This is a genomic window from Azotobacter bryophylli, assembly GCF_042643485.1.
Taxonomy (GTDB): domain Bacteria; phylum Pseudomonadota; class Gammaproteobacteria; order Pseudomonadales; family Pseudomonadaceae; genus Azotobacter; species Azotobacter bryophylli.
In genome coordinates, this window is sequence record NZ_JBHRSJ010000036.1 from 42,658 (window position 1) to 56,782 (window position 14,125).

Consider the following 14,125-nt stretch of genomic DNA (forward strand, 5'->3'; position numbering starts at 1 on the left):
TGGCTTCTATTGCATCCCGCTGCAGCCTTCCCTCCCCCATGGCGCAGATCACGTGACAGGACAGCAGTACAACATCGTCAGTGTCTCCGGAGGCAAAGACAGCACCGCAACCTTGCTGCTCGCCATCGCCATGGGGGCACCGAACCTGCACGCCGTATTCGCCGACACCGGAAACGAGCACGAGCTGACGCTGGAGTACCTCGATTACCTGGAGCATGCCACCGGCGTGACCATCGAGCGCCGCCGCGCCGACTTCTCTGAACGAATCGCCCGTAAGCGACAGTTCGTTGCCACCCAGTGGCGTGCTCAGGGAGTAGCCGAAAGCATCGTGCGAGCGGCCCTGGATGTGCTACATCCGACCGGCATCCCCTTCCTCGATCTATGCATCTGGAAGGGACGCTTCCCTAGCCGCCGGGCACAGTTCTGCACCGAGGAGCTCAAGCGTAACGTCATCATCGAGCAGGTCATGCTGCCGCTGATGGACGGCGAGAACATGATCCTGTCGTGGCAGGGCGTACGCCGCGAGGAATCCGAGGCCCGCCGCTACCTGCCGGAATGCGACCAGGTGGGCGGTGGCCTGTTCAACTACCGGCCGATTCTGAAATGGGATGTAGCCGCAGTGTTCGAGGCCCATCGCTGCATGGGTATCAAGCCGAACCCGCTCTACACCATGGGCGCCGGCCGGGTCGGATGCATGCCATGTATCAACTGCCGCAAGTCCGAACTGCGCGAGATCGCCGCCCGTTGGCCCGAGCACATCGACCGCATCGAGCATTGGGAGAGCTTGGTACGCCAGGCCAGCAAGCGCGGCGGCGCTACGTTCTTTGCTGGGGCCAGCGCTAAGCATCAGCAGGGCTCGATCAAGGAGATGGATGCCCAGCAGATCGTAGCAATCGCCAACATTCGCCAAGCCGTCGAGTGGTCACGCACCACCCGCGGCGGCATCCAGTACGACCTGCTGGCCAGCGATGGGGAAGTCGACGCCTCGGCCTGTTCCAGCGCCTATGGCCTGTGCGACAGCGATTGGCGGCCGATTGAGGAGGCAGCATGAAGGAACGTCCGATACTGTTCAGCGACGCCATGGTGCGCGCCATTCTCGACGGCCGGAAGACAGTCACGCGGCGCGTAGCCAAGCCGGTCAGACATCCTGACCTAGGCAACATCTACGCGCCCGGCGCCTTGGTGCTGGAGAAAGAGCCCCAGCATGTAATCGACCGCGCCTGTCCCTTCGGCCAGCCCGGCGATCGGCTGTGGGTGCGCGAAACCTGGCAGGGTCCGCTCGTTTCCAGTGACGAGCAGGAGGCGGACCCGTCTTGGTTCAAGGACATGAAGCGCTATCAAAACCCCGCGCACTGCACCTATCGCGCCTCGGGCGGCTCCTGCGAGCACTTCGATCCGGACGACAACTACTGTTGCAACTGGCGCCCCAGCATCCACATGCCCCGCTGGGCTTCCCGCATTTTGCTGGAGGTGACAGACGTTCGGGTTGAGCGGCTGCAGGACATTACCTATGAGCAGGCCGTGGCGGAGGGTATTCACCGCGACCATCGCATGTGGTTCGCCACAGACGAAGGCGGAGTCGCTCACAAGTACCCGCAACCAGCGTTCCGCGACCTATGGATCTCAACCGGCGGCGACTGGGACACAAACCCCTGGGTATGGGCCGTCGAGTTCGAACGGATCCAGCCATAACCCCACCATCAGCACTCCCCGGCCAGCACCGGGGCAGGAGAAGTTTTGCCTATGGAAACTCCATCTGAGTTCCTCTCACGGGAAGAGCTAACCGACATGATCGGTGCCAGCTCAGCCAAGAAGCAGATTGAATGGCTGACCATCCGTGGTTGGGAATACGAACTCAACGCGGCACACAAGCCGATTGTTGGGCGCATCTACGCCCGCCTGAAGTTGGCCGGCGTGCGGCCGAATGGAGCCGTAGCCGTAGAGGAACCCTGGACCCTTGATCTGTCGCGAGTCAGTTGAACATGGGAAGGCAGAAGAACCCAGAGAACCGGGACCTACCGATTCGGATGATATCCCGCAAACGAAAACTGAAGTCCGGCAAGCTCTGGGTCGGGTACTACTACCTGGGCAAGGACGAGAAAGGCAAGCGCAAGGAAATCCCTCTCGGGACCGACCTCAACGAGGCACGTATCGAGTGGGCACGCCTGGAGCGCACAACCACTCCGAAGGTCGTCCGCTTCATGAAGGAGCTATTCGACCGGTATGAGCGCGAGATCATTCCCACCAAGGCTCCCCGCACCCAGGCCGATAATCGGACCGAACTGAAGAATCTGCGTAGGGCGTTTGACTCTGCTCCTATCGAGGCAATCACGCCGCACATAGTTGCCCAGTACCGAGATGGTCGCTCAGCGAAAACCCGCGGCAACCGCGAGATCGCCTTGCTGTCCCACGTCTTCACGATGGCTCGTGAGTGGGGCCACACCGACAAGGAAAACCCCTGCGCTCGCGTGCGGCGTAACAAGGAAAAAGCCAGGGGCTACTACGCAGCGGACGACGTCTGGTCGGCAGTCTACGCCCAGGCCTGCCAGGAACTGCGCGATGCGATGGATCTGGCCTACCTCACGGGCCAGCGGCCTGCCGATACCCTAAAGGCATGCACTGGCGATCTGAGTGGAGAGTTCCTGCTTGTGGCCCAGGGCAAGACGAACAAAAAGCTCCGTATCCGGCTCTACGATGGGGAGCGGGCGACAGGCCTTGGCCAGTTCATCGACGGCTTGCTGGAAAGGCGCAAGCTTGCAGGCATAACCAGCTCCAGGCTGATCACCAACGCCGGAGGTCTGCGCATGAGCTACGCCATGATGCGCAACCGATGGGACGAGGCTAGATCGAAGGCTGCAGCCACTGCATTGGCGACCGGCGACGAGCCCCTGGCCCAGCGGATCAAGCAGTTCCGCTTTAGTGATATCCGGCCGAAGGCGGCCAGTGAAATCGATAGCCTGACCGAGGCAAGCCGGCTCCTTGGACACACCAAGGAGCAGATCACCAAGACGGTTTACCGGCGTGTCGGCGAAGTTGTGAATCCAACCCGCTGATGTCCGCATAGTGGAAACGATCCCAAAATAATGGAAATCGCATCTGCACAAGCTGGAAATGAAAAAGCCCCGTAGACCTGAATCTACGGGGCTTTCATAGTGGAGGCCGAGGTCGGAATCGAACCGGCGTACACGGATTTGCAATCCGCTGCATGACCACTCTGCCACCCGGCCTCAAACGTTTAAGCGCCCTACTACTGCACTCAACGAAACAAACTGGAGCGGGAAACGAGACTCGAACTCGCGACCCCGACCTTGGCAAGGTCGTGCTCTACCAACTGAGCTATTCCCGCGTGGTGACGGGCGCCATTCTATAGATTCGAAAGTGCCAGTCAAGCCTTTGATTCAAAAACCGTTTATTTCTTATTGGCAGATCCGTTGAGATGGGGCCAGGCAGCCAGCAAGTACTGGAACATGGACCATAGCGTAAGCGCCGCGGCGACGAGCAGCAGCACATAGCCCAGAATGACCCAGAGGCTCATTACCGGCGGATTGGCCAGCAGGAGCACCAGGGCCGCCATCTGGGCAGTGGTCTTCCACTTGCCCAGATTGGAGACGGCAACTTGGGCCCGTGCGCCCAGTTCGGCCATCCACTCACGTAGCGCCGATACCATGATCTCTCGTCCGATGATGATCATGGCCGGCAGCGTCAGCCAGACATTGGCATGTTCTTCCACCAGCAGGACCAGCGCCACGGCGACCATGAGCTTGTCGGCGACGGGATCGAGGAAGGCGCCGAAAGGCGTGCTCTGATGCAAGCGCCGGGCCAGATAGCCGTCGAACCAGTCGGTGATGGCCGCCAGCGCAAAGACGGCACTGGCCGCGAGATAACTCCAGGCGAACGGCAGATAGAAGAGGAATATGAAAACCGGAATCAGCAGAACGCGCAGAACGGTAAGAAGATTGGGAATATTCATCGGCACTACTGAGCAGAAGGAAACGGAGAATTCTACTCGCTGTGCAAAGTCGCATAAATTGACTCTGCAAGCTTTTTGCTGATTCCGGGGGCCTTGGCGATCTCGTCGACACTGGCCCGGGAAAGCTCCTGAAGGCCGCCGAAATGCTTGAGCAGCTCGCGACGGCGCTTGGGGCCGATCCCAGCGACATCTTCCAGGCTGGAGGTGCGCCGAGCCTTTCCACGACGTGCCCGATGCCCAGTGATGGCGAAGCGATGAGCCTCGTCGCGGATCTGCTGGATCAGATGCAGTGCCGGCGAATCGGCCGGAAGAGTAAATTCGTGGGCTGCATCGTTGAGGTAGAGGGTTTCCAGCCCCGGCTTGCGGGTCACCCCCTTGGCGACGCCAAGCAGGATCAGATCCGGAACCGCCAACTCCTGCATGACCTCCCGAGCCATCGCCAACTGACCCTTGCCGCCGTCCACCAGCAGGATATCCGGCAACTTGCTTTCGCCTGCCTTGATCTTGCCGAAACGTCGAGTCAGAGCCTGGTGCATAGCAGCGTAATCGTCGCCGGCAGTGACGCCCTCAATGTTGTAGCGCCGGTAGTCCGACTTCAGTGGCCCTTCCGGGCCGAAGACTACACAGGACGCCACGGTGGCCTCACCGCTGGAATGGCTGATGTCGAAGCACTCCATGCGCTGCGGCGGCTCGTCCAGGCCAAGGGCCTCGGCCAGCGCCTCGAGCCGGGCCGCTACGTGCTGACGATTGGCAAGTCGTGCTCCGAGCGCCTGCTCCGCGTTGGTCACCGCCAGTTGCTGCCAACGCGCACGAGTGCCCCGCACGCGCTGACTGATCTGCAGTTCCCAACCGCGTGCCTCCCCGAGGGCGGCAATCAGGGTCGGAAAATCCTCGTGTTGGGCGTTGACGATGAGCTCGCCCGGCAGATCGCGTTCGGGATTGCCCAGGTAGTACTGGGCAATGAAGGCGACCAGTATCTCCCCTGCCCCTTCCTCGATGCCCACCTGGGGGAAGAAATTCTTGCTGCCGAGGACCCGCCCACCGCGCACACTGATCAGGTGAACGCAGGCTCCCCCCGGATTGGCCACGGCGGCCAACACATCCACATCGCCGCTGCCGCCCTCCATGCTCTGTTGGTCCTGAACCCGACGCAGCAAGGCGATCTGGTCGCGCAATGCGGCAGCGCGCTCGAAATCCAGCCGCGCAGCGGCCTGCTCCATGCCGGTCGACAGCTCTTCAGCCAGCGCATTGCTGCGTCCCTCGAGGAACATCACCGAATGGCGCACATCCTCGGCATATTCCGCGGGATCGACCAACCTCACGCAGGGCGCCTTGCAGCGCTTGATCTGGTATTGCAGGCAGGGACGGGTGCGGTTCTTGAAATAGCTATCCTCGCATTGGCGGATTTGGAAAGCCTTCTGCAGCAGGCCGAGGCTTTCGCGAATCGAGCCAGCGCTGGGATACGGACCGAAATAGCGCCCCTTCTGCTTTTTGGCGCCCCGATGCAGGCTGAGACGCGGGAAGTCGCCGTCCGACAGGAGCACATAAGGGTAAGACTTGTCGTCGCGCAGCAGGATGTTGTAGGGCGGACGCCACTCTTTGATCAGCGTCTGCTCCAGGAGCAGAGCCTCGGTCTCGTTGGCGGTGATGGTAGTCTCGACCTGCGCGATCCTGGCGACCAGCGCGGCGGTCTTCGGTGCCAGCCCCGTCTTGCGGAAGTAGCTGGAAAGCCGCTTCTTGAGATTCTTCGCCTTGCCGACGTAAAGCAGTCTGGCCTCGCTGTCCAGCATCCGGTAGACACCGGGACGACTGCTGCAGGAAGCCAGGAAAGCGGAACTATCGAAGGACTCGGACATCAGGCGGAAGCGTCGACCATGCCATGTCGAACCGCCAGCAGCGCCAGCTCGACATCGCTGGTGATGGAAAGCTTTTCGAAGATCCGGTAACGGTAAGTGTTGACCGTCTTCGGGGACAGACAGAGCTTGTCGGAGATGCTCTGGACCTTCTCGCAGTTGGCGATCATCAGAGCGATCTGGATTTCCCGCTCGGACAGCAGATCGAAAGGAGAACCGCTCTGCTGCGGCTGGAAGGATTTGAGAGCGAGCTGCTGGGCGATCTGCGGACTGATGTAGCGCTGCCCGGCAAAGACCAGGCGGATGGCCTGGACCATTTCCTCGAGCGCCGCCCCCTTGGTCAGATAGCCGGCGGCACCGGCCTGCAACAGACGAGTCGGAAACGGATCCTCCTCGCAGACGGTAACCGCAATGACCTTGATGTCAGGATTGCTGCGCGACAGCTTGCGCGTAGCCTCCAGGCCGCCGATGCCCGGCATCTTGACGTCCATCAGGACCACATCCGGCTTGAGTTCGCGGGCCTTTTTCAGGGCTTCCTCGCCCGATTCGGCCTGCCCTACCACTTTCAGGCCATCCATATCAGCCAGCATTCGGGTTATACCGGCTCGCACTAGATCATGGTCGTCGACCACAAGCACCCTAATCAACGGACACCTCGTATCGCGTCAACACCGCAGAAGGCGGCCTATTGGAAGAACGCTCGACTCTGAGGGATCGGTCAGACAAGACCGATCCTATTCGACGAGAAGATGGCGGAGGCAAAGCCGTTCGCTTGCTAACCGATCCGGCAGAACCCCACACAACCCAGACACCATGCCTCTTACAGCCGCCCCAGTTTCCTCAGAAACAGCAGAGCCACCCAGATGGAATTCATTGTTTTAAGCGCGTCGATGGTAACAGAGAATCGAGCGAATGGGAGACGGGGGATAGTACCGTTCGGTCGGTTAACGATCCATTACATCCGGTCTAGGACGGGGGTTTCGGCACTGGCCCCCAAGACAGGAGGGTCGGTCGCACGGTCATTGATCCACAGCGCTCGATGCAGTAAGTTAATGCCCATCAACGGAGATGATTCATGCCGCACTTCGCCCACATCGAGCCATTCGCCCACACCAAGGCCGTTCGCGCCTTGATCGCAGGCGCGCATGCCCGAATGGCGACCGCAGCAGGATATTTCTTCTATGGGTATTGGTTTCGCCAAGGGCGCGCCTAATATCCAGACAGGCGGCCCACCTCAGCAGGGTCGCCAACCAAAGCTTCACGAACCCCCGGTCGGCATCCCCACCGGGGGTTTTGCTTTTCCGGGGCTGAACAAATCGATCGAGACAAAACAGAGGACCGATCCATGTGCACCGAATACCTCCTTTACGACTTCAGCCAATCTGACTGGCGATTTTGCGACAGCGCCGATCACCTCATTACATCGAGTCGAAAACACAGATAGAGCGCCGTGCGCGGTTCGCTGCCGACCGCGCCGGCCGAGGATGACCATCAATGAATTCTCACTTTACTCCCGCCCTGCCATCCCGCGGTCGCCAGACGATCCAGGCGCTGCCCACACCCGCTGAGCTTCACCAGCGTCTACCGCTCTCGGCGCCGCTCGCCGACCAGGTACGGGCTGACCGCCAAGCCGTGCGCGCCGTACTCGACGGCGACGACCCGCGCCTGCTGGTGGTGGTCGGCCCCTGCTCCATCCACGATGCGGATTCCGCGTTGGACTACGCCCAGCGACTCGCCGAACTGACCCCGCAGGTCGACGACCAGCTGCTGCTGGTCATGCGCGCCTACATGGAAAAACCACGTACCACGGTCGGCTGGAAGGGAATGGTCTACGACCCGCAGCTGGATGGCAGCGGTGGCATGGCCGATGGTCTGGCCTCGTCCCGACGCTTGATGCTGGGAATGCTCGAACTCGGTCTGCCGCTGGCGACCGAACTGCTGCAACCGCTGGTGGCCGGCTATTTCGACGATCTGCTGAGCTGGGCGGCAATCGGCGCGCGTACCAGCGAATCGCAGATTCATCGCGAACTGGTGAGCGGGCTGGAGCTGGCGGTGGGATTCAAGAACGGCACCGATGGCAGCCTGGGCATCGCCTGCGACGCCATGCGCTCGGCAACCCATCCCCATGGCCATTTCGGCCTCGACCTGCACGGCCGGCCGGCCCAGGTGATGACCCACGGAAACCCGGACACCCACCTGGTCCTGCGCGGAGGGCATAGCGGGCCGAACTACGACGAGGCGAGCGTGACGGCTGCACGGGCCGCGCTGGAGCGCGCCGGCATAACGCCGCGAATCATGGTCGACTGCAGCCACGCCAACAGCGGCAAGGACCCACTGCGCCAGCCAGCTGTACTGGAGAGCGTCATCGACCAGCGTCTGGCCGGGCAGGACGCGCTGCGCGGGGTGATGTTGGAGAGCCATCTGCTCGATGGCTGCCAGCCGCTTTCCGGCGATTTGCGCTACGGGGTATCGATCACCGACGGCTGCCTGGGCTGGGACGGAACCGAGCGGCTGCTGCTGCGGGCAGCCGAACGGCTGCGGCACGGCGCCTGATCCGGCGCCGCACGCCGAAGCCCCGGCGCTTCACAGCTTGGCGATGGACACCTCGGTGGATTTGACGAAGGCGATCACTTCGCTGCCGACCGTGAGCTCAAGCTCGCGGACAGAACGGGTGGTGATCACCGAGGTGACGATGCCGGCGGCGGTCTGCACATCGATCTCGGACAGCACCGGCCCTTCGATGATGTCACGCACGGTGCCTTTGAACTGGTTGCGAACGTTGATGGCTTTGATGGTCATGGGGTCTTCCTCAGTGTGGGGGGTATGGTTAAAGCGCCCAGCGCAGTTCGCTCGGCAGCGGTGAAACGGGTTCGGGGGTCTGGGGCGCAGCGGGTTGGCCGAGCACCTGTTCGAGAACCCGGGCCTCCAGCGCGGCGAGCGCCGCCGAGCCGCGGGTACGGGGACGGGGCAATCGCACCGGCAGGTCCAGCCCGATGTGCCCTTTCTCGATCAGGATCACCCGGTCGGCGACCGCTACCGCCTCGTTGACGTCGTGGGTCACCAGCAGCACGGTGAAACCGTGCTCGCGCCAGAGGTTCTCGATCAGTTGCTGCATCTCAATGCGGGTCAGCGCATCCAGCGCGCCCAACGGCTCGTCGAGTAGCAGCAGGCGGGGCCGATGGATCAGCGCCCGGGCCAGGGCGACGCGCTGCTTCTGCCCGCCGGACAGGGACGAAGGCCACTCGCCGGCGCGGTCGGCGAGGCCCACCGCGGCGAGCGCCTCCTCCGCGTCCGGCCGCCAGTTGCCGGACAGGCCCAGACCGACGTTGTCGATCACCCGCTTCCAGGGCAGCAGGCGCGAATCCTGGAACATCAGCCGGATACCGTCGCGGGCGGTGGCCAGCGAGCCGCCGTCCAGCTTGAGTTCGCCGCCGCTGGGCTGGTCGAGCCCGGCCAGCAGACGCAGCAAGGTGCTCTTGCCGCAGCCACTGCGACCGACCACCGCGACGAACTGCCCGGCCGGCACCTGCAGGTCGATGTCGGCGAGGACCCGGCGCTCGCCGAAGTCCTTGCGCAGACCGCGCAGGCTCAGCGAGGTGCCGCGATTGAGGGAATGCAATGCGGTCATCGAGCGGTCTCCTTGCTCTGATAGGCCGGATGCCAGCGCAGCCAGGCACGCTCCAGGGCGCGGGCGGCGACGTCGGCCAGCTTGCCGAGCACCGCGTAGAGCAGAATCGCCAGCACCACGATGTCGGTCTGCAGGAATTCTCGGGCGTTCATCGCCAGATAGCCGATGCCGGAGCTGGCGGAGATGGTCTCGGCGACGATCAGGGTCAGCCACATCAGACCGAGGGCGAAACGCACGCCGACCAGGATCGACGGCAGCGCGCCGGGCAGGATCACCTGGCGGAACATGGCGAAGCCCGACAGCCCGTAGCTGCGCGCCATTTCCAGCAGCGCCGGGTCGACGTTGCGGATGCCGTGGTAAGTGTTGAGGTAGATCGGGAACAGCGTGCCGAGGGCGACCAGGAAGATCTTCGCGGTCTCGTCGATGCCGAACCAGAGGATCACCAGCGGGATCAGCGCCAGATGCGGCACGTTGCGGATCATCTGCACCGAGCTGTCGAGCAGGCGTTCGCCCCAGTGCGACAGCCCGCTGACCAGCCCCAACAGCAGCCCCAGGCCGCCGCCGATGGCGAAGCCAACACCGGCGCGCCAGCCGCTGATGGCCAGGTGGTTCCAGATCTCCCCGCTCGCCAGCAGCGCCCAGCCGGCCTGCAGCACCGCGCTCGGCGCCGGCAGGATGCGGCTGGACAGCCAGCCGGTGCTCACCGCGGTCTGCCAGATCGCCAGCAGCGCCAGCGGCAAGGCCCAGGGCGCCAGGCGCCGGGTCAGGGTGTCGAGGGATATAAGGCTCATTTCAGGATTCCCCGTGCAGGTCGGCTGGCAGTCTCAACCGACTACCGCCGTCTTAGGCAGCAGGTCGTTGCCGACGATCTCGCCCACCGGCGCGAGTCCGGCGGCCCCTTGTGCCTGCGGACGAACCAGATCCAGACGGGGAAAGAGCAGTTCGGCGACCCGGTACGCTTCCTCCAGATGCGGATAGCCGGAGAACACGAAGGTATCGATGCCCAGATCCGCGTACTCACGGATACGTGCAGCCACGGTGTCCGGATCGCCGACCAGGGCGGTGCCAGCACCGCTGCGGGTGAGGCCGACCCCGGCCCAGAGGTTGGGGGACACCTCCAGCTTGTCGCGACGTCCGCCGTGCAGGGCGGCCATGCGCTGCTGGCCGACCGAGTCGTAGCGAGCGAAGGATTCCTGGGCACGGGCGATAGTTTCGTCGTCCAGATGGCTGATCAGGCGCTCGGCCGCCCGCCAGGCTTCGTCGTTGGTTTCCCGCACGATCACGTGCAGACGGATGCCGAAGCGCACCTGGCGGCCGTGCTTGGCGGCGCGCCGGCGCACGTCGTCGAGCTTCTCCGCGACCGCGGCCGGCGGCTCGCCCCAGGTGAGGTAAAGGTCGACCTGCTCGCCGGCCAGCTCGTGGGCCGCCTCCGAGGAGCCGCCGAAGTACAGCGGCGGATGCGGCTGCTGGGTCGGCGGATAGAGCAGCTTGGCGCCCTCCACCTGGATGTGCTTGCCGGCGAAGTCGACGGTCTCCCCGGCCAGCAGGCTGCGCCAGATACGGGTGAACTCGTCGGCCGCTTCGTAGCGTTCGGCATGGGACAGGTGCAGTCCGTCGCCGGCGAGCTCGTCCGGAGCGCCGCCGGTGACCAGGTTGAACAGCGCGCGGCCGCCGGAAAGTCGGTCGAGGGTCGCAGCCTGACGCGCGGCCACGGTCGGCGAGATGATGCCGGGACGCAGGGCGACGAGGAATTTCAGCCGCTGCGTGACCGGAATCAGCGAGGCGGCGACCAGCCAGGAGTCCTCGCAGGAGCGCCCGGTGGGAATCAGCACGCCGCCGAAGCCGAGGCGGTCGGCGGCCTGGGCCACCTGCTGCAGGTAGCTGTGATCCACGGTGCGGGCGCTTTCGGAGGTGCCCAGGTAGTGGCCGTCGCCATGGGTGGGGAGGAACCAGAAGATATTGAGGCTCATGGAGTGGTCTCCTTGCGAAATCGGGTCGTCTGCCGTCGCCCGGCGAATGCACGGGGCCGGCGCTGCGGATTGGCTATCGTCGGGCGCCGCCATCCCTGGCGGCGAAAGCTCATTGCCGCGCCACCTTGGCCGGCGGCGTCCAGATCACGTCCTTGACGCTCAGGCGCTTGGGAATCAGCTTGAGGTCGGCGAAGGTGTCGGCGATCTTCTGTTGCGCCTCGGTCACCTGCGGCGAGATGAAGAGCGCCCCGTAGCCCTGGCGCTCGACCGCCAGCTTCGCGATGTCCTCGGGAAGACCCAGCAACGGTGCGACCTGGGTGGTGGCCTGGGCCTCGTTGCCCTTGACCCACTCGCCCACCGTGCGGATCTCCTCGACTAGGGCGCTGATCACCTGCGGATGCTTCTCGGCGAAGGTGCGGGTCGCCAGGTAGAACTGATGGTTGTCCACCAGCCCCTGACCGTCGCGCAGGATGCGGGCCTGCAGCTGTTTCTCGGCGGCGGACAGGAACGGATCCCAGATCACCCAGGCATCGACGCTGCCGCGCTCGAAGGCGGCGCGCGCATCGGACGGCGGCAGGTAGACCGGCTGGATGTCGCCGTACTTCAGTCCGGCATCCTCCAGGGCCCGCACCAGCAGGTAGTGCACGTTGGAGCCCTTGTTAAGGACGACCTTCTTGCCTTTCAGCTCGGCCACCGAGCGGATCTTGGAATCCTTTGGCACCAGAATCGCCTCGCCGGTCGGTGCCGGCGGCTCATGGGCCACGTAGACCAGGTCGGCGCCGGCCGCCTGGGCGAAGACCGGCGGGGTCTCCCCGGTGACGCCGAAATCGACGGAGCCGACGTTGAGCCCTTCGAGCAGCTGGGGGCCGCCGGGGAACTCGGTCCACTGCACGTCGACGCCCTGCTCGCCCAGCCGCTTCTCCAGCGTGCCGCGGGACTTGAGCAGCACCAGGGTGCCGTATTTCTGATAGCCGATCCGCAGGGTCTCGGCCTGGGCTTGGGTAATGGCGCCAAAGGAAAGGGCCGCGGCAAACAGGGCGACCAGACCTCGGCGCAAAGTTGCGGTGCGCATGGCACTCTCCTTCGCATGGGGTTCGGATTCACGGCCTGCTTGCCCGTTGGCGGGCGAGTAAGACTGTCGAGAGCCACCGTATGAGGCGGCGTGTTTCAAGCGCGGCCCGGAGGTCGTCCGAGTAAGGCGCAGTTCAGATGCTCCAGCGAGCGGTACTCAGGCGTTGCGGCAGCAGCGCCGGATCGAGCGGCTGCGGACGACGCGCCAGCGCGGCGTGGAACTGCTCCAGCGCCTGTTCGAGACGGGCTTCCAGCTCCGGCTCCAGACGTGCCGGCCGCCCTTCGTCGGCATAGGCGATCTGCTGGTCCACGGCGAATACGCCCTGGTGGATCTCCTGGGTCTTCAACGCCGCCAGCACCGGCTTGAGGGCGTAATCCACCGCGAGCATGTGCGCGCTGCTCCCGGCGGTGGCGATGGGCAGCACCGCCTTGTGTTCCAGGGCGCGCTCCGGGAGCACGTCCAGTAGCGTCTTGAGGGCGCCGGAGAAGGACGCCTTGTACACCGGCGTGGCGATCAGCAGGCCGTCGGCCTGGGCGACGTGGGCCTGCAGCGTCTGGATCAGCGGACTGTCGAAGCGGGCGAAGAGGAGATCCTCGGCGGCGAAGTCGCGCACCTGGTAGTCGACCACCTCGACTCCGCGCTGCTGCAGACGCTGGCGGGCGAACTCCAGCAGCACTCCGGACCGCGAGCGCTGGCTGGGACTGCCGGCTAGGGAAACGACCAACATGGGAATTTCCTTATGACGGAGCGACCGGGATCAGCGGTTCGGCTGCGGGGTGAGGCGCAGGTAAGGCTTCACCGCGCGGTAGCCCTTGGGGAAGCGCTGCTTGAGCTCGGCTTCGTCCTTGAGCGAAGGCACGATCACCACATCGTCGCCGTCCTGCCAGTTGGCCGGGGTGGCGACCTTGTAGTTGTCGGTCAGCTGCAGCGAGTCGATCACCCGCAGGATCTCGTGGAAGTTGCGGCCGGTGCTCGCCGGGTAGGTGATGATCAGGCGGACCTTCTTCTGCGGATCGATGATGAACAGCGAGCGCACGGTCAGGGTGTCGTTGGCGTTCGGGTGGATCAGATCGTAGAGGTCGGAGACCTTGCGGTCGGCATCGGCCAGAATCGGGAAGTTCACCCGGGTCTGCTGGGTCTCGTTGATGTCCTCGATCCATTTCACGTGGGACTCCACCGGATCGACCGACAGGGCGATGGCCTTGACGTTGCGCTTGGCGAACTCGTCCTTCAGCTTGGCGGTGAAACCCAGCTCGGTGGTGCAGACCGGAGTGAAGTCCGCCGGGTGGGAGAAGAGAATCCCCCAGCTGTCGCCGAGCCAATCGTGGAAACGGATGCGGCCGGCGCTGGAGTCCTGTTCGAAGTCGGGGGCGATGTCGCCCAGGCGGATGCTCATGGGTGTTGCTCCTGCTGTGATGTCCTGATGGGTTGCCACTATGCGCAGGACGTCAAAAAAACAAAAAGAATATATTTTTATTTTTTAGTAACCATTAGGAATATAAGTTCTCAGTGAGAAAATTTCCTATAGTGTTCCCCTGCGCCCGATTGCCGTTCCGTCCCAGGCGCAACCGCCCGGCCGGAGCAACCGAGCCGCGCACGTTGCCGGTCTGGAGAAACACGGCGATACCAGAC

At 63.8% G+C, this 14,125-nt stretch carries 15 protein-coding genes and 2 tRNA genes; 5 read left to right on the forward strand and 12 right to left on the reverse strand.

From position 1 onward, the window contains the following. Positions 1-52 precede the first annotated feature (52 nt). Genes ACFOJE_RS21295 through ACFOJE_RS21310 form a run of 4 tightly spaced genes read left to right on the forward strand, consistent with a single transcriptional unit; the run spans position 53 to position 3,053 of the window. Positions 53-1,051, forward strand: a complete 999-nt coding sequence (locus tag ACFOJE_RS21295) for a phosphoadenosine phosphosulfate reductase domain-containing protein (RefSeq protein WP_377817017.1) — start codon at positions 53-55, stop codon at positions 1,049-1,051. After that, a complete protein-coding gene (locus ACFOJE_RS21300; RefSeq protein ID WP_377817018.1) occupies positions 1,048-1,692 on the forward strand; it encodes a hypothetical protein in 645 nt (214 codons plus the stop codon). The genes ACFOJE_RS21295 and ACFOJE_RS21300 overlap by 4 nt, the downstream gene beginning before the upstream one ends. Positions 1,693-1,743: 51 nt before the next feature. After that, on the forward strand, positions 1,744-1,980 hold the full coding sequence (locus ACFOJE_RS21305) for a DUF4224 domain-containing protein (RefSeq protein ID WP_377817019.1): 237 nt from the start codon (positions 1,744-1,746) through the stop codon (positions 1,978-1,980). Positions 1,981-1,982: 2 nt separating this feature from the next. Then, positions 1,983-3,053 carry a phage integrase gene (locus tag ACFOJE_RS21310; RefSeq protein ID WP_377817021.1) on the forward strand — a complete coding sequence of 357 codons (1,071 nt, stop codon included), beginning with the start codon at positions 1,983-1,985 and terminating at the stop codon, positions 3,051-3,053. Between the two features lie 100 nt (positions 3,054-3,153). On the opposite strand, the gene ACFOJE_RS21315 is transcribed toward ACFOJE_RS21310, so the two are convergent. From ACFOJE_RS21315 to gacA, 5 genes are all read right to left on the reverse strand, one after another. Then, positions 3,154-3,227 (reverse strand) — tRNA-Cys (locus ACFOJE_RS21315). A gap of 43 nt (positions 3,228-3,270) precedes the next feature. Then, a tRNA-Gly gene (locus tag ACFOJE_RS21320) sits at positions 3,271-3,346 on the reverse strand. A gap of 63 nt (positions 3,347-3,409) precedes the next feature. Beyond that, the gene (pgsA, locus tag ACFOJE_RS21325) at positions 3,410-3,970 is read right to left on the reverse strand and encodes a CDP-diacylglycerol--glycerol-3-phosphate 3-phosphatidyltransferase (protein WP_377817022.1); all 561 of its coding nucleotides are present in this window, start codon (positions 3,968-3,970) and stop codon (positions 3,410-3,412) included. Between the two features lie 32 nt (positions 3,971-4,002). Then, on the reverse strand, positions 4,003-5,826 hold the full coding sequence (uvrC, locus tag ACFOJE_RS21330) for an excinuclease ABC subunit UvrC (RefSeq protein ID WP_377817023.1): 1,824 nt from the start codon (positions 5,824-5,826) through the stop codon (positions 4,003-4,005). Continuing rightward, the gene (gene gacA, locus ACFOJE_RS21335; RefSeq protein WP_377817024.1) at positions 5,826-6,470 is read right to left on the reverse strand and encodes a response regulator transcription factor GacA; all 645 of its coding nucleotides are present in this window, start codon (positions 6,468-6,470) and stop codon (positions 5,826-5,828) included. The genes uvrC and gacA overlap by 1 nt, the downstream gene beginning before the upstream one ends. 847 nt (positions 6,471-7,317) lie before the next feature. On the opposite strand from gacA, the gene ACFOJE_RS21340 reads away from it, so the two are divergent. Further along, a complete protein-coding gene (locus ACFOJE_RS21340) occupies positions 7,318-8,376 on the forward strand; it encodes a 3-deoxy-7-phosphoheptulonate synthase (protein WP_377817026.1) in 1,059 nt (352 codons plus the stop codon). A gap of 30 nt (positions 8,377-8,406) precedes the next feature. On the opposite strand, the gene ACFOJE_RS21345 is transcribed toward ACFOJE_RS21340, so the two are convergent. The 7 genes from ACFOJE_RS21345 to ACFOJE_RS21375 all read right to left on the reverse strand — a co-directional run bounded on the left by ACFOJE_RS21345 (position 8,407) and on the right by ACFOJE_RS21375 (position 13,889). Further along, on the reverse strand, positions 8,407-8,622 hold the full coding sequence (locus ACFOJE_RS21345) for a TOBE domain-containing protein (RefSeq protein ID WP_377817027.1): 216 nt from the start codon (positions 8,620-8,622) through the stop codon (positions 8,407-8,409). A gap of 28 nt (positions 8,623-8,650) precedes the next feature. Continuing rightward, positions 8,651-9,451, reverse strand: coding sequence for an aliphatic sulfonates ABC transporter ATP-binding protein (gene ssuB, locus ACFOJE_RS21350; RefSeq protein ID WP_377817028.1), 801 nt, complete (start codon positions 9,449-9,451; stop codon positions 8,651-8,653). Then, complete coding sequence (ssuC, locus tag ACFOJE_RS21355) at positions 9,448-10,242, reverse strand: aliphatic sulfonate ABC transporter permease SsuC (RefSeq protein ID WP_377817029.1); 795 nt, start codon at positions 10,240-10,242, stop codon at positions 9,448-9,450. The genes ssuB and ssuC overlap by 4 nt, the downstream gene beginning before the upstream one ends. Positions 10,243-10,275: 33 nt before the next feature. After that, positions 10,276-11,421, reverse strand: a complete 1,146-nt coding sequence (ssuD, locus tag ACFOJE_RS21360; protein ID WP_377817031.1) for an FMNH2-dependent alkanesulfonate monooxygenase — start codon at positions 11,419-11,421, stop codon at positions 10,276-10,278. Positions 11,422-11,530: 109 nt separating this feature from the next. Beyond that, positions 11,531-12,493, reverse strand: a complete 963-nt coding sequence (locus ACFOJE_RS21365; RefSeq protein WP_377817032.1) for a sulfonate ABC transporter substrate-binding protein — start codon at positions 12,491-12,493, stop codon at positions 11,531-11,533. 133 nt (positions 12,494-12,626) lie between these two features. Continuing rightward, complete coding sequence (gene ssuE / locus ACFOJE_RS21370; RefSeq protein ID WP_377817033.1) at positions 12,627-13,220, reverse strand: NADPH-dependent FMN reductase; 594 nt, start codon at positions 13,218-13,220, stop codon at positions 12,627-12,629. Positions 13,221-13,250: 30 nt separating this feature from the next. Further along, complete coding sequence (locus ACFOJE_RS21375) at positions 13,251-13,889, reverse strand: peroxiredoxin (protein ID WP_377817034.1); 639 nt, start codon at positions 13,887-13,889, stop codon at positions 13,251-13,253. Positions 13,890-14,125 lie beyond the last annotated feature (236 nt).

Excerpts from the sequence above, each read along its gene's own strand:
- ACFOJE_RS21300 (WP_377817018.1), top strand. The coding sequence starts at position 1,048 with ATGAAGGAACGTCCGATACTGTTCAGCGACGCCATGGTGCGCGCCATT.
- ACFOJE_RS21305 (WP_377817019.1), top strand. The coding sequence starts at position 1,744 with ATGGAAACTCCATCTGAGTTCCTCTCACGGGAAGAGCTAACCGACATG.
- ACFOJE_RS21310 (WP_377817021.1), top strand. The coding sequence starts at position 1,983 with ATGGGAAGGCAGAAGAACCCAGAGAACCGGGACCTACCGATTCGGATG.
- pgsA (WP_377817022.1), bottom strand. The coding sequence starts at position 3,970 with ATGAATATTCCCAATCTTCTTACCGTTCTGCGCGTTCTGCTGATTCCG.
- uvrC (WP_377817023.1), bottom strand. The coding sequence starts at position 5,826 with ATGTCCGAGTCCTTCGATAGTTCCGCTTTCCTGGCTTCCTGCAGCAGT.
- ACFOJE_RS21340 (WP_377817026.1), top strand. The coding sequence starts at position 7,318 with ATGAATTCTCACTTTACTCCCGCCCTGCCATCCCGCGGTCGCCAGACG.
- ACFOJE_RS21345 (WP_377817027.1), bottom strand. The coding sequence starts at position 8,622 with ATGACCATCAAAGCCATCAACGTTCGCAACCAGTTCAAAGGCACCGTG.
- ssuB (WP_377817028.1), bottom strand. The coding sequence starts at position 9,451 with ATGACCGCATTGCATTCCCTCAATCGCGGCACCTCGCTGAGCCTGCGC.
- ssuC (WP_377817029.1), bottom strand. The coding sequence starts at position 10,242 with ATGAGCCTTATATCCCTCGACACCCTGACCCGGCGCCTGGCGCCCTGG.
- ssuD (WP_377817031.1), bottom strand. The coding sequence starts at position 11,421 with ATGAGCCTCAATATCTTCTGGTTCCTCCCCACCCATGGCGACGGCCAC.
- ACFOJE_RS21365 (WP_377817032.1), bottom strand. The coding sequence starts at position 12,493 with ATGCGCACCGCAACTTTGCGCCGAGGTCTGGTCGCCCTGTTTGCCGCG.
- ssuE (WP_377817033.1), bottom strand. The coding sequence starts at position 13,220 with ATGTTGGTCGTTTCCCTAGCCGGCAGTCCCAGCCAGCGCTCGCGGTCC.
- ACFOJE_RS21375 (WP_377817034.1), bottom strand. The coding sequence starts at position 13,889 with ATGAGCATCCGCCTGGGCGACATCGCCCCCGACTTCGAACAGGACTCC.